Genomic DNA, 22,255 nt, shown 5'->3' on the forward strand with positions numbered 1-22,255 from the left:
TGCGCCCTTTTTTCGGTTGCTTCGACGGGACCTCGCATGATCGACCTGATCTTCGCGCAGACGCTCAACGGCCTGGCCTCGGCCTCGTCGCTCTTCCTCGTCGCCTGCGGGCTGTCGATCATTTTCGGCGTGACGCGGATCGTGAACTTCGCGCACGGCTCCTTCTACATGCTCGGCGCCTATCTCGCCTTCACACTGGTCTCCCGCTTCGGCCCGGCCGATGCGCTCGGCTTCTGGGGCGGCGTGCTGCTGGCGGCTGTTATCGTCGCGGCACTCGGCGCCATCGTCGAGATCGTGATCCTGCGCCGGATCTACCAGGCGCCGGAGCTGTTCCAGCTGCTCGCCACCTTCGGCCTCGTACTGATGGTGCAGGACATTGCGCTCGGCATCTGGGGACCGGAGGACAAGCTCGGCCCGCGCGCGCCCGGTTTCAAGAGCTTCGTCGTGCTGATGGGCAGCCGCTTCCCGAGCTACGAACTCTTCCTGATCGTGGTCGGGCCGATCATGCTCGGCCTGCTCTGGTTCCTGTTCCAGAAGACGCGCTGGGGCACGCTGGTGCGGGCTGCGACGCAGGATCGCGAGATGGTCGGTGCGCTCGGCGTCAACCAGCGCTTGCTCTTCACCTCGGTCTTCGCCTTCGGCGCCGGCCTTGCCGCACTCGGCGGCGCGCTGCAGCTCCCGCGCGAGGCGGTGAACCTGCACATGGACCTCTCGATGATCTCGGAGGCCTTCGTCGTCGTGGTCGTCGGTGGGCTCGGCAGCGTCACCGGCGCCTATCTCGCCGCGGTGTTGATCGGCATCATCCACGCCTTCGGCATCCTGATCTTCCCGAAGATCACGCTGGTGCTGGTCTTCCTGGTGATGGCCGTCGTGCTGGTGATCAAGCCCTACGGCCTGATGGGCAAGCGCCCGGTCGGCAGCGCCCATGCCCATGGCCCGGTCGAACCGCTGCTCCTGCCCGCCAGTGCCAACGTCAAGCTGATCGGCCTCGCGGCACTCGCGGTGCTGCTGCTCGCCCCCTTCATCGTCGCCGATCATTGGCTGCTGACGCTGACCGAGCTCTCGATCTTCGCGCTCTTCGCAGCGTCGCTGCACTTCATGATGGGCCCGGGCGGCATGGCCTCCTTCGGCCACGCCGCCTATTTCGGCCTCGGCGCCTATGGCGCGGCACTGGCGGTGAAATGGCTGGGCATGCCGATGGTGCCGGCGCTCGCCTTCGCGCCATTCCTCGCCGGCATCGCCGGGGTCGTCTTCGGCTGGTTCTGCGTCCGGCTCTCCGGCGTCTACCTGGCCATGCTGACGCTCGCCTTCGCCCAGATCGCCTGGGCGACGGCCTTCCAATGGGTCGACGTCACCGGCGGCGACAACGGCATTCTGGGTGTCTGGCCGGCGGCCTGGGCGAGCTCGAAGCTGGTCTATTACTACCTCGCCCTGGCGGTCTGCGTCGTCGCGATCCTGGCCCTGCGTGTCATCGTCTTCGCGCCCTTCGGCTATGCCTTGCGGGCCGGCCGCGACAGCCCGCTCCGGGCCGAGGCGATCGGCCTGCCGGTGATGCGGATCCAGTGGATCGCCTTCATCATCGCCGCGGTCGCGGCCGGCATCGCGGGCGCCCTGTTTGCCTTCTTCAAGGGCTCGGTCTTCCCGACCTATATGGCGATCCCGCGCTCGGTCGACGGGCTGCTGATGGTGCTGCTCGGCGGCGTCCAGACCGTCTCGGGCCCGATCGTCGGTGCCTTCGCCTTCATGGGCCTGCAGGAGCAGCTGATGAAGGCGACGATGTACTGGCGCTTCGTCATGGGCGCCTCGATCGTCCTGCTCGTCATCCTGTTCCCGCGCGGGCTCGTCGGCACGGCGCTCGCTTTGTCGGAACGACGCCGCGAGGCCGAACCCGCCACGCCCGTTGCCGCCACGCCGGAGCCTGCCCGATGAGCCCGGTCCTGGAAGTCCGCAATCTCGGCAAGTCATTCGGCGGCGTGCGCGCCGTCGACGATGTCAGCTTCGAGGTCGAGGCCGGCAAGCTGCTCGCGCTGATCGGTCCGAACGGCGCCGGCAAGACGACCTGCTTCAACATGCTGAACGGCCAGCTCCCGTCCGACCGCGGCGAGGTGATCTTCGACGGCAAGAAGATCACCGGCCTCAAGCCGCGCGAGGTCTGGCGGCTCGGGGTCGGTCGCACCTTTCAGATCACCGCGACCTTCGCCTCGATGAGCGTGCGCGAGAACGTGCAGATGGCGCTGATCTCGCATGCTGGCGAGACCTGGACACTGTTCGGCCGCGCCAAGGACCGCCATGTCGCCGAGGCGGACGCCTTGCTGAAGCAGGTCGGCATGCTCGACCAGGCGCAGCGCGCCTGCGGCGTCCTCGCCTATGGCGACCTGAAGCGGGTCGAGCTCGCGGTCGCGATCGCCAACAAGCCGAAGCTCTTGCTGATGGACGAGCCGACCGCCGGCATGGCGCCGCGCGAGCGCATCGCTCTGATGGCGCTGACCGCCGAGATCGCCAGGGAGCGCGGCATCGCCGTATTGTTCACCGAGCACGACATGGACGTGGTCTTCGCCCATTCCGACGCGATCCTGGTGCTCGACCGCGGCAAGCTGATCGCCAAGGGCCGGGCCGAGGAGGTCCGCAACGATCCGGCCGTGCGCGCGGTCTATCTCGGCTCCGGCGCGACCTCGGGAGGCCACTGATGCTCGAGATCGAAGGCCTCAACGCCTATTACGGCCGCGCCCACATCCTGCACGGCGTCGGCTTCTCGATGGGGCGCGGTGAGGTGCTGGCGCTGATGGGCCGCAACGGCGCCGGCAAGTCGACGACGATGAAGGCGGTGATGGGGCTGGTACCACCGCAAGCCGGCCGCATCACCTTCGAGGGACACACGATCGTCGGCCGCGAGCCGTTCGAGATCGCCCGCCTCGGCATCGGCTATGTGCCGGAGGAGCGCCGCGTCTTCTCAGAGCTCAGCGTGATGGAGAACCTCTCCGTCGCGCAGCGGCCGAAGCGCGAGGGTGCGCCGCACTGGACGCCGGAGCGGCTGTTCCAGCTCTTCCCCAATCTCGGGCGCATGCGCGACCGGCCGGGCGGGGCGATGTCGGGCGGCGAGCAGCAGATGCTGACCATCGCCCGCACGCTGATGGGCAATCCCAAGCTCGTCCTGCTCGACGAGCCCTCGGAAGGCCTCGCGCCGGTGATCGTCGAGGAGATGGCCAAGACCATCCTGGCGCTGAAGGGCGAAGGGCTCTCGGTGCTGATCTCCGAGCAGAACCTGCATTTTGCCGGCTCGGTCGCCGACCGCGCCACCATCATCGAGAAGGGCCTGATCCGCTTCACCGGCACGATGGACCAGCTCAAGGCCGACGAGGCGGTGCGAGCGCAGTACCTGTCGGTGTGACGACGAGCTGGCGGCGGCCGGCACTGGCTCCTCCCTTCCCCCTTGTGGGGAAGGGTTGGGGATGGGGGGTGGCGCCGCTTGGCGAGCGGCGGCAGGCAGCGAGCTGGCAGTAGCGACAGCGTTATCAGCTTCGACCGATCGCACCTGCTTTGCCACCCCCACCCCTGCCCCTCCCCACAAGGGGGAAGGGTTCTCGCGCCCATCAAGCCCTCGGCCTGCCCTCCGGAAAGACGGCGAGTTCGAACGAAAAACCCCGGAAGCTGTCGCTTCCGGGGCAGGTGCCCGGCTGTGACCACGGCCAGGGGGAGGAGCCTTACCAGCCGGCGAGGACCGAGCCCTTGAAGCGCTCGGCGACGAAGGCCTTGATCTCGGGGGTGTGGTACGAAGCCAGCAGCGCCTTGACCCAGGGCTTGTCCTTGTCGGCCTCGCGCACGGCGATCAGGTTGACATAGGGGCCCTTCGGGTCCTCGCGCAGGATCGCCGAGGTCGGCTCGATCTTGGCGTCGACGGCGTAGTTGGTGTTGATCGCCGCGGCCGCGACATCGGCGAGCGAACGCGGCGTCTGGGCAGCCTCAATCTCGATGATCTTCAGCTTCTTCGGGTTGCTGACGATATCGGCGACGGTCGGCTTGAAGCCGACGCCGTCCTTGAGCTTGATCGCGCCCTTGTCCTGGAGCAGCAGCAGCGAGCGGCCGCCATTGGTCGGGTCGTTCTGGATCGCGACGGTCGCGCCATCCGGCACCTCGGCCCAGCTCTTGTACTTCGAGGAGTAGATGCCGAGCGGGAAGTTCACGGTCAGGCCGACGCTGACCAGCTTGAAGCCGCGATCCTTCACCTGATTGTCGAGATAGGGCTGGTTCTGGAAGGAGTTCGCCTCGAGCTCGCCGGCGGCCAGCGCCTGGTTCGGCACGACATAGTCGGAGAACTCGATGATCTTGAGGTCGAGGCCGTTCTTGGCGGCGATCGGCTTCACCTTCTCGAGGATCTCGGCATGCGGGCCGGGCGAGGCGCCGATACGGACGACCTGGTTCTGCTGTGCGAGCGCCGGGGCGGTGAAGGCGACGGCGGCCAGCGCGGTCGCGAGGATGATCCTGCGGGTGGTCATAAGAGATGCTCCGTTACGAAGAGGGAATTCGGGAAAGCGGCGCTTCACCAGCTCGGAAGAATCGAGCCTTTGAAGCGCTCAGTGACGAAGGTCTTGATCTCGGGCGAGCGATAGCTCTCGACCAGCGCCTGGACGAAAAGCTTGTCCTTGTCGGCGGCGCGCACCGCGATCAGGTTGGTATAGGGGCCCTTCGGCTCTTCGCGCAGGATCGCCGAATTCGGGTCGATCTTGGCGTCGACGGCATAGCTGGTGTTGATCGCGGCGGCGGCGACATCGGCGAGCGAGCGGACGGTCTGCCCGGCCTCGATCTCGATGATCTTCAACTTCCTGGGGTTCTCGGTGATGTCGAGCACCGTCGGCTTGAAGCCGGTCCCCTGCTTCAGCTTGATCACGCCCTTGTCCTGCAACAGCAGGAGCGCGCGGCCACCATTGGTCGGGTCGTTCTGGATCGAGACGGTTGCACCATCAGGCAGCTCGGCCCAGCTTTTGTATTTCTGGGAGTAGATGCCCATCGGGAAGTTCACGGTCGTCGCGGCGCTGACGATCTTGAAGCCGCGATCCTTCACCTGGTTGTCGAGATAGGGCTGGTGCTGGAAGGCGTTGGCCTCGAGGTCGCCGGTGTCGAGCGCCTGGTTCGGGATGACGAAATCCGAGAACTCGAAGATCTTGAGATCGTAGCCCTTCTTCGCGAGGAGCGGCTTGATCTGCTCGGCGATCTCGGCATGCGGGCCCGGCGTGACGCCGATGCGGATCACCTGGTTCTGCTGGGCGAAGGCGCCACCAGCGGACAAGGAGAGGGCGGCAGCCGCAGCGAGCAGGCTGCGACGGGAGAGGAACTTAGGCATCTTCTGTTTCCAGTAATCGGTCGTGGGTAAGCGGTTGCTCAGGCGTGGCGCAGGCGCTTGTTGAGGCGGCGCGAAAGACGGTCGCCGACGCTCTGCACGGTCTGGACGAGGACGATCAGCACGGCGACAACGATCGCCATCACATCCGGCATGAAGCGCTGATAGCCGTAGCGGATGCCGAGATCGCCCAAGCCCCCGCCACCGACCGCGCCGACCATGGCCGAGAAGCCGAGCAGGCTGACCAGCGCCAGCGTCAGGCCGAGCACGATCGCCGGCAGCGCCTCGGGCACCAGCACCTTGCGGACGATCTGCAGCGGGGTTGCGCCCATCGAGCGGGCCGCCTCGACCAGGCCCTGGTCGACCTCGCGGATCGCGCCCTCGATCAGGCGGGCGATGAAGGGCGTCGCCGCCACGGTCAGCGGCACGGTCGCGGCGAAGGTGCCAATCGAGGTGCCGGCGATCAGCCGGGTGAAGGGGATGATCGCGACGACCAGGATGATGAAGGGCGTCGAGCGCGTCGCGTTGACCAGCGCGCCGAGCACAGCGTTGACCGCGGGCGCCGCGAAGAGCTCGCCCTTCTTGCTTGTGGCGAGGAAGACGCCGAGCGGCAGGCCGAGCGCGGTGCCGAGGCCGGCCGCGATCGCGACCATCAATAGCGTGTCGCCGGTCGCCTCGACAATCAGACGGATGAGTTCAGGAGACATGGCCGACCAGCTCCGCCTTGAGGTCGAGGGATTTCAGCGCGCCGAAGACGGCGGCGAGCTCGGGCTCGCTCGCCGGCACCGAAACCAGCAGGCTGCCGAAAGGCTTGTCGCCGATCGCGTCGATGCGGCCGGCGAGGATATTGACGTCGACGCCGATCACGGCGCTGAGGCGGCTGATCACCGGCGTCGTCGCGTTCTCGCCGGTGAAGGCGATACGCAGCACGGCGCTGTCGCCGGCCAGAGCCTGCTCATGGATGCGGCCAGCGAGATAGTCGGGCACCTCGACGCCGGTCACCGCCTCGACGAAGCTCGCCGTGGTCGGGTGGCGCGGCCGGGTCATCACCTCGAAGGTCTCGCCCTCCTCGACGATATGGCCGCCTTCGATCACCGCGACCCGGTCGCAGATCTCCTTGATCACCGGAATCTCGTGGGTGATCAAAAGGATGGTGATGCCGAGCTCGCGATTGACCTGCTTGAGCAGCGCCAGGATGGCGCGGGTCGTCTCGGGATCGAGCGCCGAGGTCGCCTCGTCGCAGAGCAGCACCTTCGGCTCGGTCGCCAGCGCCCGGGCAATGCCGACGCGCTGCTTCTGGCCGCCGGAGAGCTCGGCCGGATAGCGCTCGCGCTTATCGGCGAGCCCGACCAGATCGAGCAGGCGGCTGACCTGGGTCTCGATCTTCGCCTTGGGCACGCCGGCGATCTCCAGCGGCAGCGCGACATTGTCGAACACCGTGCGCGAGGACAGCAGGTTGAAGTGCTGGAAGATCATGCCGGTGGCACGCCGGCGCTCGCGCCAGCCGGCCTCGGTCAGGTTGGTGACGTCCTCGCCCTCGATCAGGATGCGGCCGGAGGTGGCGCGCTCCAGCCCGTTGACGAGGCGGATCAGCGTCGACTTGCCGGCGCCGGAGCGACCGATCACGCCGACGATGCTGCCGCGCGGCACGACAAGGTCGATGCCGGCGAGCGCCGTCACCGGCTCCTGGCTGTCACGGCCGGCAAAGGTCTTGCCGACCGCCTCGAAGCGAATGATCGCGTCGGCTGGCGGCTGCGGAAGGAGAGCCTCGACGCGCAAGGCGCCGGGCTTCACGGGGGCGTTCATCATGACCTCAGAAATGCGTGTGGCACGACCAGTGCGCAATGCCCAATTGTTCGAGCGTGACCTCGCGGATCGAGCGGCGGCGCTCCTCGGCGCCGAGCTCGGCGAGGGAACGCTCCTGCCAGCGCGGCTCGCTCGGTTCGGCGGGCGCCGCCCGCTCGAACCAGGCGGCGAACACCGCGCGCAAGGCGTTGAACAGCGTCACCGGCGCGCTCCTCAAGCCGCCAGCCGCAGGCCGGGACGCGAGCGAACGAGCTGGCGCGCCGCGAGCTCGGCCGCGACCGGCGTGGCGAAGCGCTGGCCCTCGAGCCGGTCGAACGCCGCCGAAGCGGAGATGAAGGTGTAGAAGCGCTCATCGGCGCCGCGGGCGACGAGGCCGGCCTGGGTCTCGCCGATCTCGATGACATAAGCCTGGCGGGCCGGTGGACTGGAATTGACCTGGGACTGGAACGACATGACGATCTTCGCCGCGTTGCGACGCCCTCTGTGCGGTGATGTCGGAAATGATGCCGGGAAACGGCGTCAGCGCTGGATCAGCGGCGACAACAGCACATCCTCGAACGGCGGAGCGGTTCGACAGGGCGGAGAACGGAGCCGGTCATGTTCATCTCCTCAAGCTGGGGAGCCCACGACCACGTCGTGGCGCTTTAGCGTTTGGTGACGCGGCGCAAGCTGCTCGCTCAAATCTCCGCGGCCATCGGTGCCCCGACGACACCGGCAATCTAGGAAATCCCGTTCTGCATGTCAATCCAAACGTTCTTTTAAAGGTACGAACTGATCGGGAAGAGCTTTTCATCGAACGAGCGGAGAAGGAAATTTTCTTTTCCGGCGCAGCCCATTCCTTCCTCGGCGTAGAACAGTTTGCCATTCTGGCATCGCCCGGCCGACCTGCTATCGTCCGCACCGACTCAACGCGGGGACGGGATGAACGACAGGACGGACAGCGCCAGCATCGTGGACGGGCGGATGACGCTGCCGGGGGTGGCCGGTGCCTTCGTGCAGGACGCCGCCAGACCGCTCGCCTTCGCGGCGGATGGCCTTGTCGCGATCTCCGGGCATGAGTGGCGCGACGGCGTGCTGCACGACGCCGCCCGGATCGAGGGGCATGCGCGCCCGGATGGCGCGACGCTCGCCCGGATCGGCCAGGCGGGACCAGCGCAAGAGTTGTCGCTGACCATCCGCTCCTTCCCCGGCGAGAGCGCGCCATTGCTGCGGCTCAGCCTTCCCGCCGGGGCACCGGGCGATCTCGACGCCCGGCTCGCCGCCGAGCTCTTCCTGCCGCAACCCTTGTTCGCAGGCCTGCGGCAGGACCTTGCCGAGGGCCGCGCCAGCAGCCTCTCCTTCACTGCAACGACCAATCTCTGGCTGCGCGAGGGAGCCGGGGACGACGAGCCCCCGGTCTTCCATTTCACACCCGAGGCCGATGGCCGCCCGGTCCAGGCGCATGGCCGGGTGCAGAGCATCAGTTGGCGCTCGCTGGAACCGGCTGCCGACCCGGCCTTCCTCGTGGCCGGGCAGGCGGATCAGGAGGCCGAAGAGCCGGAAGACCCGGTCGCCGAGCAGCTTCGGCGGATCAACTGGAGCCTGAAGCAGGTCCTGATCGTCCTCGCCTTCCTGATGCTGATCATCGCGATCAAATAGGGCTCACTCGCCCTGCGAGCGCTGGTTCGCGTGCGTCTCGTAGACCTGCTCGTTCTCGATCCATTTGCCGTCGAGGCCGCGGCCGCGGTTGAGCTGCGTCTTGTCGCGATTGGAGAGTACCTTGTGATCCTGAAGCGCAACCGGCCGCGTGCTCGTCGCGCCGGTGCCGTCACCCTTGCCCTTGATGCTCGGACCGAGCTTCCCGCCTGCATTGGCCATCATCGTCTCCTTTGCGTGCGTTGAGCCCCCATGCTTTGCCAACGCCTCGGCCGGAGGATGGTTCGGCAGCGAACTTCGCCCGCAGGCCTGCGTTGTCCCTGGTGCAGACCAGGAGCCCGCCATGCTCGACATCCTCCCCGCGCCCGACCATGTCGCGGCTTTCCGCATCACCGGCACGCTCGACGAGCCGGATTTCGACCGGCTGATCGCCGAGATCGAGGCCAAGCTCGAACGCCATGAGAAGCTCGGCATCCTCGCCGACCTCACCGGCTTCGAGGACATGACCTTCCGCGCCGGCTTGAAGGATGCGCGCTACGGCTTCGGCAAGATCCTGCAATGGCACCGCTTCCCGCGCGAGGCCGTGGTCACCGACAAGGGCTGGATCGAGACGCTGGTCGCGATCACGAGCCCACTGGTGCCCTTCGTCGAGGTCAAGTGCTTCAAGCCGGATGCCTTCGAGGCGGCGCTTGCCTGGGCGAGCGAGATCGAAGGCGGGCCGAACGCCTGAGCTTCAGGGCACGGCCCAGAATTCGCGCGCTTCCGGCGGCAGCGTCTCCAGCATGCGCGCGAAGGCGCGCCGATCGACATTGCGCCAGAGCGCGGCGGCGACATCGGCGATGCCGCTCTCCGGCAGGATGCTGTGATCGCCGCGAAAGGCCATCGCCTCCCTGACCAGTTCGGCTCGCGGCGCGAAGGGTTTCGACTCGGCGGCCGGGTCCCAGTCGAGCAGGACCATCGCGCCGAGCAGCGGCGGCAGCGCCTGGGCGAAGGCGATCACCTGCGGCGCGCTCAGGCGCTCCCGGAAGGTGACGATCACGGCGAATACCGACTGCCAGGTCTGGTGCGTGGTCTGATGGCTGAGCTGGTCGCGGGCATCGAGCAGGAAGCGTTCGAGCTCGCGCGAGGCGTGGACGAAGTCGGGCGGCACGGTCATGGCGGCATCCTAGCCTCACAGGCGCGCGGCTGGAACACAGCGAAGATGAACGCCAGCGAACTATTCCGTTCAGGCGAAGTTCCGGACAGACCCGCTTTGATCGCGGCAACCAAAGGAGATGCCCCATGCGACACCTTCTCATCGCCGCGGCGATCGCGCTCGGCGCCGCCGTGACCCCGGCCGCCGCCAGCGAAACCTTCAGCGGCGCTGCCGCGCTCGACAAGGTCGAGGCGACCTATGTCCGCCACAACCGCGAACACCGGATGTGGGAGATCCAGCGCAACATGGAACGCCAGCAGCGCTACGGCTATCGCGATCGCGGCTATGACCGCGGCTACGGCTATCGCCGCCACCATGGCGGCCCGCCGCCCTGGGCCCCGGCCCATGGCCGCCGCCATCACGACCGTTACGACCGCTGGTAAGCGGCGTACCCCGCGCCCTTCGCCCCCTGTCCCCCAGGGCGAAGGGCGCGGGAGTTTTTCATGAAGCCGCGAGAACCTCGACCGAGACCCCTCTCCTGTAAGGAGAGGGGCAGGGGTGAGGTGTACGCCGTTGGACCCGTTGAGCGAGCCCTGACCGTGCGGTTGGGTTCAGGCTAGCGTTTCCACTCCGAACACCTCACCCTACCCTCTCCTTCCAGGAGAGGGTTCCCCGCGCCTCGACATTGAGGGCATCATGGCCGATGAGCACCGACAGTTCGCCAGAAGGCTACGGCGGCAGGCGACCGAACCGGAGGACATTCTCTGGGAGCTCCTTCGCAGCCGCCGCCTCGACGGCATGAAGTTCCGTCGGCAGGAGCCGCTCCTCGGCTACACCGTCGATTTCTTCTGCCCCGAACGCAAGCTCGTCATCGAGATCGATGGCCGCCAACATGGCTGGGAGCGTGACTATGACGCGGCCCGCACGCAGGAAATCGAGCGGCATGGCTTCATGCTGGTCCGCTTCTGCAACGAGGAGGTTCTGAACGACCGCGACGCCGTCATCGCGCGGATCAGGGCCACTTGCGCGACATAGAACCCTCTCCGCTAGTGCCGAGGAACCTCGACGCAGAACCCTCTCCTGTAAGGAGAGGGCAGGGTGAGGTGTGGGCCGCCTGACCAGTTCCGCGCGCGCTCACCGCGCGGTCGGGTTCAGGCCAACGTTTCAGGTCCGAACACCTCACCCCTGCCCCTCTCCTTACAGGAGAGGGGTTCCCCGCGCTCTTCGCCGCAGCGCCTCGTCCGGTGCGAATGGCAAGAGGAGATCGAGGTCGCGATGCGCTGCGGCGCCTCGATGAAACGCTGGAGCCTCGACCTAGAACCCTCTCCTGTAAGGAGAGGGCAGGGTGAGGTGTGGGCCGCTTGACCAGTTCCGCGCGCGCTCACCGCGCGGTCGGGTTCAGGCCAACGTTTCCGGTCCGAACACCTCACCCCTGCCCCTCTCCTTACAGGAGAGGGGTTCCCCGCGCGCTTCGCCGCCGGGGCTCGTCCGGTGCGAATGGCAAGAGGAGATCGAGGTCGTGATGCGCTGCGGCACCTCGATGAAACGCTGGAGCCTCGACGCAGAACCCTCTCCTGTAAGGAGAGGGCAGGTGAGGTGTGGGCCGCTTGACCAGTTCCGCGAGCGCTCACCGCTCGGTCGGGTTCAGGCCAACGTTTCCGGTCCGAACACCTCACCCCTACCCCCTCTCCTTTCAGGAGAGTGGTTCCCCGTGCGCATCGTCGCCGGGGCTCGTCTGGTACGAATGGCAAGAGGCGATCGAGGTCGCGATGCGCTGCGGCGCCTTGATAAAACGCTGGAGCCTCGACCTAGAACCCTCTCCTGTAAGGAGAGGGCAGGGTGAGGTGCGGGCCGCTTGACCAGTTCCGCGAGCGCTCACCGCGCGGTCGGGTTCAGGCCAACGTTTCCGGTCCGAACACCTCACCCCTGCCCCTCTCCTTCCAGGAGAGGGGTTCCCCGCGCTCTTCGCTGCAGTAGCGTGTCTGACATGAGGCTGCATTGAACCGCCGAAACCTCACCCCTCCCTTCTCCCGGATGGGAGAAGGTGGCGCGGAGCGCCGGATGTGGGCCTGCCCTTGCCGATTGGGGCCACAGGCCGTTGTGTTCAGACAATCAGCGGCGGTCCTTCACCCCTGCCCCTCTCCCATCCGGGAGAGGGGGTTTTCCCGCGCTCTTCGCCGCAACAGTTCATCTGATACGAACGGCACGCATTCGGCCGGTAATGCTCGAAATCACGGAAGGCGTTGATGAAGCTGGAATGGACAGCCACGTGGATCTAATTTGGGAAATTAGTGCCCTTCTTGTAGGCGGCGCGAGATTGCGACCGCCCAGGTATCCTTTCGATCAAGTTCGATTTGATCATCTCCTTGAATATGTTCTTAATTTTATTCTCGGAACCAATAAAACAAATACTTCGGGCTATACTGTTATTTATTTCGGCATTAGATCTTAGATACTCAATTATCAATTGCTGAGGAGCTGCCAATTTTTCGTGTCTCAATGAGACTAGAACACTAGTTTCTCTCTGCTCAACAATAGGGTCCTTCAATTTCAGTTTTCGCATCGCTTCAAAAGCGGTGTTTAGACCCTCTCCCACGTCCTTATTGGGAGGATTCCTAAATTTATTCAAAAGTCTCACGATCTTCGGGTTTCTCGCAAATCGCTCGTCAAGAATATTCTGCGTCGTGACATGTCCCGCCAGAACGCCTGGGCTCTGCACTTCAATTCTATTGTCAAATATCCTAACATGGATATCATCATTAATACTATAATCTCGATGAATAACTGCATTAGTAATGATCTCGTGAACAGCCTCAGTGGGATATTCAAGCTTAGACAAACCTGACGATTCTGCGACAGGTATCTTCTCGATAATGTCTCTAACCTTTGATACAGACGCGTATATCATGTTATAAGCGTTCCCCTCAATGGATAGAGGGTCGAATGCAAGTGTATCACGTGATCCTGCTGAATCGTTTGTGTTATATCTATAAATCTTAATAGCTGCTTTCGGCAGATCGATTTGAGGCTCGTCAGAAAATAACACAACCCCTGCCACTGTTGGTCTATCACCAATAATTAGCTTCTGTTTTTTTAGCCAATCTTCGGGCGCGGAAGACGGGACAATATCAGATGTAAAATCAATTGCTGCGTTCGATTCATAAATTATATCTGAATTGCTGTTAATAATATGGTCTTCAAATGAAATAATTCCTTTATTTAATTTCAATCTATTTATCTGATCGTTTGTTTTTTGAGGAATAGATTGAGCACCTCGCCTCAAATAAGGAATGCCATCAGACGCAATTCTTACATCAGGCGTCTTGTCGATCTCGACAGAAAGGACTAACCCTACAGCTCCAGTGCATCGCAAGAACCCCGCCCTGAAATGTGCTCCTAAAGGAAAAAACTGCTCAATAGTCTGAATAAGACCGTTGGCTTCCTCTTCGTTCTGAAAGCCAAGCTACTTAAAGACCCCGCCGATCTCTTCGATGCCTATAAAAAGCTCTCCCCCATCAGCATTGGCAAATGCCGATAGTGTTTTAGTTATCTTGGCAGGGGAGATGTCCTTCGATTTGAAGTCACAGAACTGCCCTTCAGTTCTTGAAGCAATTTTTCTAACGGCATCAGCCGAAATGTCTTGAATGATAACAGCCATAGAAAGCCCACATCTTAAACTTCAATATACACTAATCGAGCAATCCTTGGGACGCAACGTGGAAACTGAGTAGTCAACCTACCTCCCCCGCCGCCGTCTCTCCCCCGCTCCCTTCGGCCGCGCCTCCGGCACCGGCCCCATCTCGTCCAGCGTCGGCTTGCGCGGGCGTGCGACGCTCGCTTTCGGCCGGCCTTCACCCCCACCCCAGTTGTGCGGGCCCATATCGGCGTCGGTCGGCTTGCGGGCGCGGGTCGGCAGGTTGGCCGAGGCGCCGTAGCTGCGTTCGCCCCGGTACTTGCCGGCCGAGGACTCGACGTCGCTCTGGCGGGCGAGCGGGTCGTCGGCGATGGCGAGCTCGGTCGCCTGCAGGCGCTTGATCTCGTCGCGCAGGCGGGCGGCGGTCTCGAATTCGAGGTCGGCGGCGGCCTCGCGCATGCGCTTTTCGAGATCGGCGATCGCGGCCTTGAGGTTGTGGCCGGCGACCGGCCCCTCGACCAGGCCCTTGTCGACGGTGACATGGTCGCGCTCATAGACCGAGCCGAGGATGTCGCCGATGGCGCGCTTGATCGTCTGCGGCGTGATGCCGTTGGCGGCGTTGTAGGCCTCCTGCTTCTCGCGCCGGCGATTGGTCTCGGCCATCGCCCGCTCCATCGAGCCGGTAATGTGATCGGCATAGAGCACGACCTTGCCGTCGACATTGCGGGCGGCGCGGCCGATGGTCTGGATCAGCGAGGTCTCGGAGCGCAGGAAGCCCTCCTTGTCGGCGTCGAGGATGGCGACGAAGCCGCATTCGGGGATGTCGAGACCCTCGCGCAGCAGGTTGATGCCGACCAGCACGTCGAAGGCGCCGAGGCGCAGATCGCGCAGGATCTCGATGCGCTCGATCGTGTCGATGTCCGAGTGCATATAGCGCACGCGCACGCCGTTCTCGTGCAGGTATTCGGTCAAATCCTCGGCCATGCGCTTGGTCAGCACGGTGACGAGGGTGCGGTAGCCCTTGTCGGTGACCTCCTTGACCTCGTCGAGGAGGTCGGCGACCTGATGCTTGGCCGGGCGGATCTCGACCGGCGGATCGATCAGCCCGGTCGGGCGGATGACCTGCTCGGTGAAGACGCCGCCGGTCTGGTCCATCTCCCAGCCGCCGGGCGTGGCCGAGACATGGATCGAGGACGGGCGCATCGCGTCCCATTCCTCGAAGCGCAGCGGCCGGTTGTCCATGCAGGAAGGCAGGCGGAAGCCGTATTCGGCGAGCGTCGCCTTGCGGCGGAAGTCGCCTTTGTACATCGCGCCGATCTGCGGCACCGTGACATGGCTCTCATCGGTGAAGACGAGGGCGTTGTCGGGCAGATACTCGAACAGGGTCGGCGGCGGCTCGCCCGGCTTGCGGCCGGTGAGATAGCGAGAATAGTTCTCGATGCCGTTGCAGGAGCCGGTCGCCTCGATCATCTCGATGTCGAAAGTGCAGCGCTGGTCGAGCCGCTGCGCCTCGAGATAGCGGCCCATGCGGTTGAGCTCATCGAGGCGGGCCTTGAGCTCCTCCTTGATCGACTTGACCGCCTGGTTCAGCGTCGGGCGCGGCGTGGTGTAGTGCGAATTGCCGTAGACCTTGATGAATTCGAGCTCGCCGGTCTTCTGGCCGGTCAGCGGGTCGAACTCGGAGATGCTCTCGACCTCGTCGCCGAACAGGCCGATGCGCCAGGCGCGGTCCTCATAGTGGGCCGGGAAGAGCTCGACCGTATCGCCCCTCACGCGGAAGGTGCCGCGCGAAAAGTCGTGCTGGGTGCGCTTGTATTGCAGCGCGACAAGGTCGGCGATCAATTGGCGCTGCTCGATGCGCTCGCCGAGCTTCAGCGAGAAGGTCATCGCCGTATAGGTCTCGACCGAGCCGATACCGTAGATGCAGGAGACCGAGGCGACGATGATGACGTCGTCGCGCTCCAGCAGCGAGCGCGTCGCCGAATGGCGCATGCGGTCGATCTGCTCGTTGATCGAGGATTCCTTCTCGATATAGGTGTCCGAGCGCGGGACGTAGGCCTCCGGCTGATAATAGTCGTAATAGGAGACGAAGTACTCGACCGCGTTGTCGGGGAAGAAGCTTTTGAACTCGCCGTACAGCTGGGCGGCCAATGTCTTGTTCGGGGCGAGAATCAGCGCCGGGCGCTGCGTCTCCTCGATCACCTTGGCCATGGTAAAGGTTTTTCCGGAGCCGGTGACGCCGAGCAGCACCTGGTCGCGCTCCTGCCGGCGGACGCCGTCGACGAGATCGCCGATCGCGGTCGGCTGGTCGCCCGACGGGGAGAACTCGCTCTTCATCTGAAAACGAACGCCGCCTTCCGACTTCTCGGGGCGCTCGGGCCGGTGCGGCGTCCAGGGCTTGCCGGGCTCGATGAACGGGCTGCCGGTCTCCAACAGCGCCTGCAGCGACTTCGCCGTCAGCGATGCCGCGCTGTCGCTGTCGGGGTCGAAGGCGGAATCGGCCTTCTTCGAGAGCTTGCGCGGCTTCTTCTCATCGGCATCACCCGGCCGCGCCTCATAGCCGGCCTGCGGCGCATCGCTGAAGCCGGCCGCGCCGCCCGGCACCGCCTTGCCGCGATTGATCGCCGGGTTGAGCAGATCGGCGAGATAGCCGTCGAGCGGCTTGAGCTCGGGCTTGCTCGCCTTCGAGTTCGGCGTGCGCGTCGCGGCGGACTTCTTCGCCGCGGATTTGGTCGCAGCCTTGGGCTTGGCTGCGGTCGTGTCGGTGCTCTTTGGCATGGCCGCAATATGGGCGCGATTTGCGACGGATGCGAGGGGGCACGGCGCAGGTGGCAGCGCGTTGGTGACAGGAGTTGACAGGAGAAATGATTTCAACTTTAACGTGAGTCTACCATAAAATACACTCGAAAGAAGTGGGCATGGTGGGGGACGGGAGCTCGCCCGATGCGACGGAGGTCGAGGCCTTCATCGTGCGCTGGCGCATGTCGGAAGGGGCGGAACGAGCATCGTTCCCGTCCTTCATCAGCGAATTCTGCGAGCTGCTGCGGATGGAGCGCCCGCAGCCGCCAACCAGCGACGTCGAGGCGGTGGCTTACCGCTTCGAATATCCGGTGAGGCTGTCAGGACCGGACGGCTCAGGAACGACCGGACGGATCGACCTCTACCGGAAGCGCTGCTTCGTGGCCGAAGCCAAGCAGAGCCGGCAGAGGGGCCAGCCGAAGGAGATCCTGCCCGTCGGCGATACCGACGACGACGCCATCGGCGCGCCACGTGGACGCCGCGGAGCCGATCGCGGCCTCGACGTGATGATGCTCAACGCCAAGCGCCAGGCCGAACAGTATTGCCGGGCCTTGCCCGCCTCGCATGGCTGGCCGCCCTTCATCATCCTCTGCGATGTCGGCCATTGCTTCGAGTTCTATGCGGACTTCTCCGGGCAGGGGAAGAACTACGCCCAGTTCCCGGACCGGCACCGCTTCCGGGTCTATCTCGAAGACCTGCGCGATCCCGCGATCCGGAGCTGGATCGCGCGCATCTGGAGCGATCCGCTCGCGCTCGATCCCTCCCGTCAGGCGGCGCTGGCGACGCGTCAGATCGCCCAGCGCCTCGCTTTGGTCTCGAAGGCGCTGGAGCGCCGGCACGATCCGGAGGACGTGGCGCTCTTTCTGATGCGGTGCGTCTTCACCATGTTCGCCGAGGATGTCCGCCTGATCCCGGCCGACAGCTTCAAGCGGCTGCTGCGCGAATGCCTGGAGGCGCCGAAGAGCTTCAAGCCGCTGGTCGAGGACCTCTGGCGCGCCATGGATCTCGGCCGCTATTCCTCTGCCGTCCGCGCCGAGCTGAAGCGCTTCAACGGCCGCATGTTCGCCGAGCCGCAGGTGTTCGCGCTGGGCAGGGACGGCATCGCCGAGTTGCTCGCGGCGGCCGAGCATGACTGGAGCCTGGTCGACCCTGCCATCTTCGGCACCTTGCTCGAACAGGCGCTGGAGCCAGCCGAGCGAGCCCGGCTGGGCGCGCACTACACACCGCGCGCCTATGTCGAGCGCCTGGTCGTGGAGACGGTCATCGCTCCGCTACGCGACGACTGGCGCAATGTCCTGGCGGCAGCGCAGCAGGCACGCGATGGCGGCAATGCCAAGGCTGCGCTCGCGCTCGTCGACGACTTCCATGGCCAGCTCAGCAGGACACGCGTGCTCGACCCGGCCTGCGGAACCGGCAATTTCCTGCATGTCGCCCAGGATCTGATGAAGCGCCTGGAGGGCGAGGTGCTGGAGGTCGCGGCCGAGCTCGGGGCGGCGGAGCAGCTCGGCGGCTTCGGCGCGCGCGGGGTCGGGCCCTGGCAGTTCTTCGGCATCGACGCCAATCGTCGCGCCGTCGCGATCGCCGATCTGATGCTCTGGATCGGCTATCTGCAATGGCATTTGCGCACCCGCGCCTTCGCGCCGAGCGAGCCGATCCTGGAAGAGCTGATCCAGATCGTGCCGAGCGACGCATTGCTCGTCTGGGATGGCTGGCCGGTTCCGCTGGTCGAGGGCGGGCGCGAGGTCACGCCGCGCAATCCGCGCCGGCCGGACTGGCCGCAGGTCGAGTTCATCGTCGGCAACCCGCCCTTCATCGGCGGCAAGGACCTGCGTGGCCGGCTGGGGGACGGCTATCTCGGGGCGCTGCGCGCCACCTATCCGCAGATGAACGAGAGTGCAGACCTCGTCATGTACTGGTGGGATCGGGCCGCCGAGTTGCTCGTCGCACCGGCGACGACGCTGCGGCGCTTCGGCTTCGTCACCACCAACTCGATCACGCAAGTGTTCCAGCGCCGCGTGGTCGAGCGGCATCTGAACGCGAAGAAGCCGATCTCGCTGCTGCTCGCCATCGCCGATCATCCCTGGACCAAGGCGGGCAAGGATGCCGCGGCAGTACGGATCGCGATGACGGTCGCGGCAGCCGGCCGGCATGAAGGGCGCCTGCTCGAGGTGATCGCGGAGTCGGGGCTCGATACCGACCAGCCGCGCGTGGATGTGCGCGAGCGGCTGGGGGTGATCAACTCCGATCTCAGCATCGGCGCCGACGTGACCCGGACCACGCGCCTGCTCGCGAACGAGGGGATGTGCTCGCCGGGCGTGAAGCTGCACGGCGCCGGCTTCATCGTCACGCCTGCCGAGGCCGAGGCGCTTGGGCTCGGCAGGCGGCCAGGGCTCGACGATCATATCCGCCGCTACCGCAATGGCCGCGACCTGACAGCGCATTCGCGCGACGTCATGGCGATCGACCTGTTCGGGCTCTCCGCCGCCGAAGTGCGCGAGCGCTTTCCGGAGGTCTATCAGCACGTCAAGCTGCGGGTGAAGGAAGAGAAGGATGCAAGCGGGCAACTCATCGGGCGCGACGCCAACAACCGGGCGAGCTATCGCGAGCTGTGGTGGCTGTTCGGCGAATCGCGCAAGGACTTGCGCCCCGCTCTCTTGGGTCTCCAGCGCTACATCGCCACCGTCGAGACGACCAAGCACCGGGTCTTCCAATTCCTCGACGCCGGCATCCTGCCCGACAACATGCTGGTCGCCGTCGCCTTGTCGGACGCCTTCCATCTCGGCGTGCTGTCGTCGCGCGTACACCTCGCCTGGAGTCTCCAGCAAGGCGGGACGCTCGAAGATCGGCCCCGCTATTCGAAGTCGCTTTGCTTCGACCCATTCCCCTTCCCCGAGGTCGCGGAAGTGCAGAAGCAGGCGATCCGCGAGCCGGCCGAGGCGCTCGACGCCCTGCGCAAGGACGTGCTGGCGCGGCATCCGGACCTGACTTTGACCGGGCTCTATAATGTCCGCGAGGCGATCCTCGCCGGCCGACCCCTTTCCGCCGCGGAGGCGGAAATCCGCGATCGCGGCCTGGTGCTGATCCTGAACGAGCATCACGAGGCGATCGATGCGGCTGTCGCGGCTGCCTACGGTCTGCCGGCCAATGCCGACGACGAGACGATCCTGGCGATGCTGGTCGGGCTCAATCGCGGCCGGGCCCGGGAGGAAGAGCGCGGGACGGTGCGCTGGCTCCGGCCGGACTATCAGCGCCCGCGCCTCGGGCGCGAGACTGCGGTCGGCGAGCAGATCGAGGCTGCCGAACTGCTGTCGCTGCCGGCTCGAGACAACAGCCGACCAATCTTTCCGACATCGCCCGTCGAGCGGGTCGCGGCCGTGCTCGCGGTCCTCGCGGCTTCCAACGCGCCGCTCGATGCCGATGCGATCGCGCGGCGCTTTAGCCAAGGTCTCAAGGTCAGGCCGGCGGTGCGTGGAATTCTGGTCTCTCTCGCCCGCGTCGGCGAGGTCTCGACCGGGGATGGTGGCACAAGTTTCGCGCGGCGGTTCCGCGCGACGGGCTGATTCTTACGTCCGCGTGCGCTCACCCTGTCCGGCGTTCTCGGCGACGCGTTGCAGCGGCGTCAGGTCGACATGGGCGATGCTCATCTGTCTTCCTCGAGTTCGCTGTGCGATTTCAGGGCGTAGCCGCCGCGCGGCTGCGTCACCAGATAGGCCGGATTCTCCGGCGAGGCGTTGCGCCGGACTTCTGTGCCCTTGATGGTGCGGGTCACCGGTTCGGTGAAGACCTGCTCGACGCGGCCCCTGGCTGTGTGGGCGCCCCAGCGCCAGGTCACCTTGGTGTCCGGCTTGAATGTCGTCGTCACGTTGCAGCTCCGTGCTCTGCTGGTGGAAACGCCGGGGCCGTGCTTTGGTTTCGGCTGGCAGCAGGGAGGATGGGATGCGCAGCGGTTTTGTCGGCAGCGCGCTGGCGCTGCTTGTCTCGGCCGGGATCGCCCATGCGGTCGGCCCCGACTGGACCTATCTCGACGAGGATCCCGATTATCGCCAGGCGCGGCGCTGGATCGAGGAGAAGAACTATGCACCGGCGATCGACAAGCTGATGACCCTGCTGAAGCACCAACCGGATTCGCCGGTGCTGCTCAACTGGATCGCCTTCTCGCAACGCAAATTGAAGAACTACCCGGTGTCCAAGCAGTTCTACGACGCCGCGCTGCTGCGCGATCCGACCTATCTGCCGGCGCTGGAATATCAGGGCGAATGGTTCATCGAGACCGGCGACATGGCCTCGGCCAAGGCCAATCTCGACAAGCTCGCCAAGCTCTGTGGCCGTTGCCACGAATGGCAGGATCTCGACGAAGCGATCCGCAAGGCGGAGAGCAAGTAGCCCCGTCACGCAAGCGTCACGCCGCTGTCGCGCGACTGCAAACTCCGGACGCGAAGCGGGAACCGTCCCGCTTTTCCTTAAATCGGAGTGTCCCATGCGTCTGCGCCTCGCCGCCGCCTTGCTTCTGTCGTCCACCATGCTCGCCGGCGCGCAGGATGCGCCCAAGGAATTCCCGGCCAAGCTGGTCGGCCATGCCTTGCTGCCGGCCAACACCATCATCCCGGCCCCAGCCGATGCGCCGGCCGATCTCAAGGTCTCCGGCAAGTTCGTCACGCCGGGCAAGCGCGTCGAGCAGGTCGGCTCGGTGATGGGCACCTCGGGCGGCCGCCCGACCGGGCTTTCCACCCCGTTCGCCGGTCAGCCGGTGCAGGGCTTCTCCGGCATCCGCTCGCTGGGCAATGGCGAGTTCCTGGTGCTGACCGACAACGGCTTCGGCGCCAAGGTGAACTCGCCGGACGCGATGCTGTTCTTCCACAAGCTCAAGGCCGACTTCAACACCGGCGCGGTCGAGCGCCTGTCGACCACCTTCCTGCACGATCCCGACAAGAAGGTGCCGTTCCGCATCGTCCATGAAGGCACCGAGAAGCGCTATCTGACCGGCGCGGATTTCGATCCGGAGTCGATCCAGCCGATCGGCGGCAAGTACTGGATCGGCGAGGAGTTCGGCCCCTACCTGATCCGCGTCGACGCCAACGGCAAGGTCGAGGCCGTGTTCGAGACCACCGTCGACGGCAAGCCGGCCCGCTCGCCCGACCATTACGCCGTGACCACGCCGGCGGCGCCGAACCTGCCGGTCGAGTTCAATGTCCGCCGCTCCAAGGGCTATGAGGGCATGGCCCAGTCGCCGGACGGACGCTTCCTCTATCCGCTGCTGGAAGGCCCGCTCTGGAACGCCGAGACAAAGGGCAATGAAGAGGTCGACGGCAAGGAAGTGCTGCGCATCCTCGAGTTCGACGTGCAGAACGAGAAGTGGACCGGCCGCTCCTGGTTCTTCCCGCTCGAGCAGAAGGGCCTCGCCATCGGCGACTTCAACATGATCGACGCCACGACCGCGCTGATCATCGAGCGCGATAACGGCGAAGGCACCGCCGACCGCGCCTGCGCCGCCGGCCAGAAGGGCCCGGACTGCTTCCACGACCTCGCCAAGTTCAAGCGCATCGTCAAGATCGAGATGACCGACGCCAATGTCGGCAAGCCCGTGCGCAAGGTCGGCTATATCGACCTGATGAAGATCGCCGATCCCGACAAGAAGGCGAAGCAGGGCGCGATCGACGGCGTGCTGCCCTTCCCGTTCTTCACCATCGAGAACGTCGACGTCGTCGATCTCGCCAACGGCATCATCGTCGTCGGCAACGACAACAATCTGCCGTTCTCGTCGTCGCGCGATCCGAAGAAGGCTGACGACAACGAGTTGGTGCTGCTCCAGGTCAAGGAGCTGCTCACCGCCAAGTGAGCCGCGCAGCTCGCCAAGTTACGGCGAAGTCGAACACCGCCTGCACCAAGTTGTCAGGCGTCGTCATGGCCGGCT

At 65.2% G+C, this 22,255-nt stretch carries 22 protein-coding genes; 10 read left to right on the plus strand and 12 right to left on the minus strand.

What is annotated here, in order from left to right; genetic code table 11:
- The first annotated feature begins 36 nt into the window (after positions 1–36).
- Genes AC3WLC_RS23380 through AC3WLC_RS23390 form a run of 3 tightly spaced genes read left to right on the plus strand, consistent with a single transcriptional unit; the run spans position 37 to position 3,388 of the window.
- Entirely contained in the window at positions 37–1,929 is a 1,893-nt protein-coding gene (locus AC3WLC_RS23380) for an ABC transporter permease (RefSeq protein WP_493686311.1), read from the plus strand.
- Positions 1,926–2,687 carry an ABC transporter ATP-binding protein gene (locus AC3WLC_RS23385; protein ID WP_493686312.1) on the plus strand — a complete coding sequence of 254 codons (762 nt, stop codon included), beginning with the start codon at positions 1,926–1,928 and terminating at the stop codon, positions 2,685–2,687. Before AC3WLC_RS23380 ends, AC3WLC_RS23385 begins: the two co-directional genes overlap by 4 nt.
- A complete protein-coding gene (locus AC3WLC_RS23390; protein ID WP_493686647.1) occupies positions 2,684–3,388 on the plus strand; it encodes an ABC transporter ATP-binding protein in 705 nt (234 codons plus the stop codon). Before AC3WLC_RS23385 ends, AC3WLC_RS23390 begins: the two co-directional genes overlap by 4 nt.
- A gap of 313 nt (positions 3,389–3,701) precedes the next feature.
- Here the strand turns inward: AC3WLC_RS23390 and AC3WLC_RS23395 are convergent, their stop codons facing one another.
- Genes AC3WLC_RS23395 through AC3WLC_RS23420 form a run of 6 tightly spaced genes read right to left on the minus strand, consistent with a single transcriptional unit; the run spans position 3,702 to position 7,594 of the window.
- Complete coding sequence (locus AC3WLC_RS23395) at positions 3,702–4,493, minus strand: MetQ/NlpA family ABC transporter substrate-binding protein (protein ID WP_152016060.1); 792 nt, start codon at positions 4,491–4,493, stop codon at positions 3,702–3,704.
- 44 nt (positions 4,494–4,537) lie between these two features.
- The gene (locus AC3WLC_RS23400) at positions 4,538–5,338 is read right to left on the minus strand and encodes a MetQ/NlpA family ABC transporter substrate-binding protein (RefSeq protein WP_493686313.1); all 801 of its coding nucleotides are present in this window, start codon (positions 5,336–5,338) and stop codon (positions 4,538–4,540) included.
- 38 nt (positions 5,339–5,376) lie between these two features.
- Positions 5,377–6,042 (minus strand): methionine ABC transporter permease, encoded by a 666-nt coding sequence (locus tag AC3WLC_RS23405; protein WP_092158128.1) that lies wholly within the window; start codon positions 6,040–6,042, stop codon positions 5,377–5,379.
- On the minus strand, positions 6,032–7,141 hold the full coding sequence (locus tag AC3WLC_RS23410; RefSeq protein ID WP_493686314.1) for a methionine ABC transporter ATP-binding protein: 1,110 nt from the start codon (positions 7,139–7,141) through the stop codon (positions 6,032–6,034). Before AC3WLC_RS23410 ends, AC3WLC_RS23405 begins: the two co-directional genes overlap by 11 nt.
- A gap of 7 nt (positions 7,142–7,148) precedes the next feature.
- Complete coding sequence (locus AC3WLC_RS23415; protein ID WP_493686315.1) at positions 7,149–7,343, minus strand: hypothetical protein; 195 nt, start codon at positions 7,341–7,343, stop codon at positions 7,149–7,151.
- Between the two features lie 11 nt (positions 7,344–7,354).
- Positions 7,355–7,594, minus strand: coding sequence for a hypothetical protein (locus AC3WLC_RS23420; RefSeq protein ID WP_493686316.1), 240 nt, complete (start codon positions 7,592–7,594; stop codon positions 7,355–7,357).
- Positions 7,595–8,062: 468 nt separating this feature from the next.
- Between AC3WLC_RS23420 and AC3WLC_RS23425 the strand changes: the two genes are divergently transcribed.
- On the plus strand, positions 8,063–8,779 hold the full coding sequence (locus AC3WLC_RS23425; protein WP_493686317.1) for a hypothetical protein: 717 nt from the start codon (positions 8,063–8,065) through the stop codon (positions 8,777–8,779).
- Between the two features lie 3 nt (positions 8,780–8,782).
- Here AC3WLC_RS23425 and AC3WLC_RS23430 read toward each other — a convergent pair whose 3' ends face one another.
- Positions 8,783–8,998, minus strand: a complete 216-nt coding sequence (locus AC3WLC_RS23430; protein WP_493686318.1) for a hypothetical protein — start codon at positions 8,996–8,998, stop codon at positions 8,783–8,785.
- 121 nt (positions 8,999–9,119) lie between these two features.
- On the opposite strand from AC3WLC_RS23430, the gene AC3WLC_RS23435 reads away from it, so the two are divergent.
- A complete protein-coding gene (locus AC3WLC_RS23435) occupies positions 9,120–9,506 on the plus strand; it encodes a SpoIIAA family protein (RefSeq protein ID WP_493686319.1) in 387 nt (128 codons plus the stop codon).
- A 3-nt stretch (positions 9,507–9,509) separates the two neighbouring features.
- Here the strand turns inward: AC3WLC_RS23435 and AC3WLC_RS23440 are convergent, their stop codons facing one another.
- Positions 9,510–9,932 (minus strand): DUF2267 domain-containing protein, encoded by a 423-nt coding sequence (locus AC3WLC_RS23440; protein WP_493686320.1) that lies wholly within the window; start codon positions 9,930–9,932, stop codon positions 9,510–9,512.
- A gap of 125 nt (positions 9,933–10,057) precedes the next feature.
- On the opposite strand from AC3WLC_RS23440, the gene AC3WLC_RS23445 reads away from it, so the two are divergent.
- Complete coding sequence (locus tag AC3WLC_RS23445; RefSeq protein WP_493686321.1) at positions 10,058–10,354, plus strand: hypothetical protein; 297 nt, start codon at positions 10,058–10,060, stop codon at positions 10,352–10,354.
- 253 nt (positions 10,355–10,607) lie between these two features.
- Positions 10,608–10,946: an endonuclease domain-containing protein gene (locus AC3WLC_RS23450; RefSeq protein WP_493686322.1), complete on the plus strand. Its 339-nt coding sequence runs from the start codon at positions 10,608–10,610 to the stop codon at positions 10,944–10,946.
- Between the two features lie 1,240 nt (positions 10,947–12,186).
- On the opposite strand, the gene AC3WLC_RS23455 is transcribed toward AC3WLC_RS23450, so the two are convergent.
- From AC3WLC_RS23455 to uvrB, 3 genes are all read right to left on the minus strand, one after another.
- Positions 12,187–13,284: an ATP-binding protein gene (locus AC3WLC_RS23455; RefSeq protein ID WP_493686323.1), complete on the minus strand. Its 1,098-nt coding sequence runs from the start codon at positions 13,282–13,284 to the stop codon at positions 12,187–12,189.
- Between the two features lie 90 nt (positions 13,285–13,374).
- Positions 13,375–13,569 carry an AlbA family DNA-binding domain-containing protein gene (locus AC3WLC_RS23460; RefSeq protein ID WP_493686324.1) on the minus strand — a complete coding sequence of 65 codons (195 nt, stop codon included), beginning with the start codon at positions 13,567–13,569 and terminating at the stop codon, positions 13,375–13,377.
- 78 nt (positions 13,570–13,647) lie between these two features.
- A complete protein-coding gene (gene uvrB, locus AC3WLC_RS23465) occupies positions 13,648–16,323 on the minus strand; it encodes an excinuclease ABC subunit UvrB (protein WP_493686325.1) in 2,676 nt (891 codons plus the stop codon).
- Between the two features lie 140 nt (positions 16,324–16,463).
- Here uvrB and AC3WLC_RS23470 point away from each other — a divergent pair, with 140 nt between their 5' ends.
- Positions 16,464–19,904, plus strand: coding sequence for a class I SAM-dependent DNA methyltransferase (locus AC3WLC_RS23470; RefSeq protein WP_493686326.1), 3,441 nt, complete (start codon positions 16,464–16,466; stop codon positions 19,902–19,904).
- Positions 19,905–19,984: 80 nt separating this feature from the next.
- On the opposite strand, the gene AC3WLC_RS23475 is transcribed toward AC3WLC_RS23470, so the two are convergent.
- Positions 19,985–20,206 (minus strand): hypervirulence associated TUDOR domain-containing protein, encoded by a 222-nt coding sequence (locus AC3WLC_RS23475; RefSeq protein WP_493686327.1) that lies wholly within the window; start codon positions 20,204–20,206, stop codon positions 19,985–19,987.
- Positions 20,207–20,280: 74 nt separating this feature from the next.
- Here AC3WLC_RS23475 and AC3WLC_RS23480 point away from each other — a divergent pair, with 74 nt between their 5' ends.
- Both AC3WLC_RS23480 and AC3WLC_RS23485 read left to right on the plus strand, forming a co-directional pair.
- The gene (locus AC3WLC_RS23480) at positions 20,281–20,727 is read left to right on the plus strand and encodes a tetratricopeptide repeat protein (protein WP_493686328.1); all 447 of its coding nucleotides are present in this window, start codon (positions 20,281–20,283) and stop codon (positions 20,725–20,727) included.
- Positions 20,728–20,821: 94 nt separating this feature from the next.
- Positions 20,822–22,180, plus strand: coding sequence for an esterase-like activity of phytase family protein (locus AC3WLC_RS23485; RefSeq protein ID WP_493686329.1), 1,359 nt, complete (start codon positions 20,822–20,824; stop codon positions 22,178–22,180).
- Positions 22,181–22,255: the final 75 nt, after the last annotated feature.

Source organism: Allobosea sp. GW821-FHT03A12, from assembly GCF_058986765.1.

Coding starts and splice junctions, on each gene's coding strand:
- AC3WLC_RS23425 (WP_493686317.1), top strand. CDS start 8,063: ATGAACGACAGGACGGACAGCGCCAGCATCGTGGACGGGCGGATGACG.
- AC3WLC_RS23460 (WP_493686324.1), bottom strand. CDS start 13,569: ATGGCTGTTATCATTCAAGACATTTCGGCTGATGCCGTTAGAAAAATT.
- AC3WLC_RS23450 (WP_493686322.1), top strand. CDS start 10,608: ATGGCCGATGAGCACCGACAGTTCGCCAGAAGGCTACGGCGGCAGGCG.
- AC3WLC_RS23420 (WP_493686316.1), bottom strand. CDS start 7,594: ATGTCGTTCCAGTCCCAGGTCAATTCCAGTCCACCGGCCCGCCAGGCT.
- AC3WLC_RS23430 (WP_493686318.1), bottom strand. CDS start 8,998: ATGGCCAATGCAGGCGGGAAGCTCGGTCCGAGCATCAAGGGCAAGGGT.
- uvrB (WP_493686325.1), bottom strand. CDS start 16,323: ATGCCAAAGAGCACCGACACGACCGCAGCCAAGCCCAAGGCTGCGACC.
- AC3WLC_RS23405 (WP_092158128.1), bottom strand. CDS start 6,042: ATGTCTCCTGAACTCATCCGTCTGATTGTCGAGGCGACCGGCGACACG.
- AC3WLC_RS23440 (WP_493686320.1), bottom strand. CDS start 9,932: ATGACCGTGCCGCCCGACTTCGTCCACGCCTCGCGCGAGCTCGAACGC.
- AC3WLC_RS23485 (WP_493686329.1), top strand. CDS start 20,822: ATGCGTCTGCGCCTCGCCGCCGCCTTGCTTCTGTCGTCCACCATGCTC.
- AC3WLC_RS23400 (WP_493686313.1), bottom strand. CDS start 5,338: ATGCCTAAGTTCCTCTCCCGTCGCAGCCTGCTCGCTGCGGCTGCCGCC.
- AC3WLC_RS23395 (WP_152016060.1), bottom strand. CDS start 4,493: ATGACCACCCGCAGGATCATCCTCGCGACCGCGCTGGCCGCCGTCGCC.
- AC3WLC_RS23435 (WP_493686319.1), top strand. CDS start 9,120: ATGCTCGACATCCTCCCCGCGCCCGACCATGTCGCGGCTTTCCGCATC.
- AC3WLC_RS23445 (WP_493686321.1), top strand. CDS start 10,058: ATGCGACACCTTCTCATCGCCGCGGCGATCGCGCTCGGCGCCGCCGTG.
- AC3WLC_RS23410 (WP_493686314.1), bottom strand. CDS start 7,141: ATGAACGCCCCCGTGAAGCCCGGCGCCTTGCGCGTCGAGGCTCTCCTT.
- AC3WLC_RS23470 (WP_493686326.1), top strand. CDS start 16,464: ATGGTGGGGGACGGGAGCTCGCCCGATGCGACGGAGGTCGAGGCCTTC.
- AC3WLC_RS23380 (WP_493686311.1), top strand. CDS start 37: ATGATCGACCTGATCTTCGCGCAGACGCTCAACGGCCTGGCCTCGGCC.
- AC3WLC_RS23480 (WP_493686328.1), top strand. CDS start 20,281: ATGCGCAGCGGTTTTGTCGGCAGCGCGCTGGCGCTGCTTGTCTCGGCC.
- AC3WLC_RS23385 (WP_493686312.1), top strand. CDS start 1,926: ATGAGCCCGGTCCTGGAAGTCCGCAATCTCGGCAAGTCATTCGGCGGC.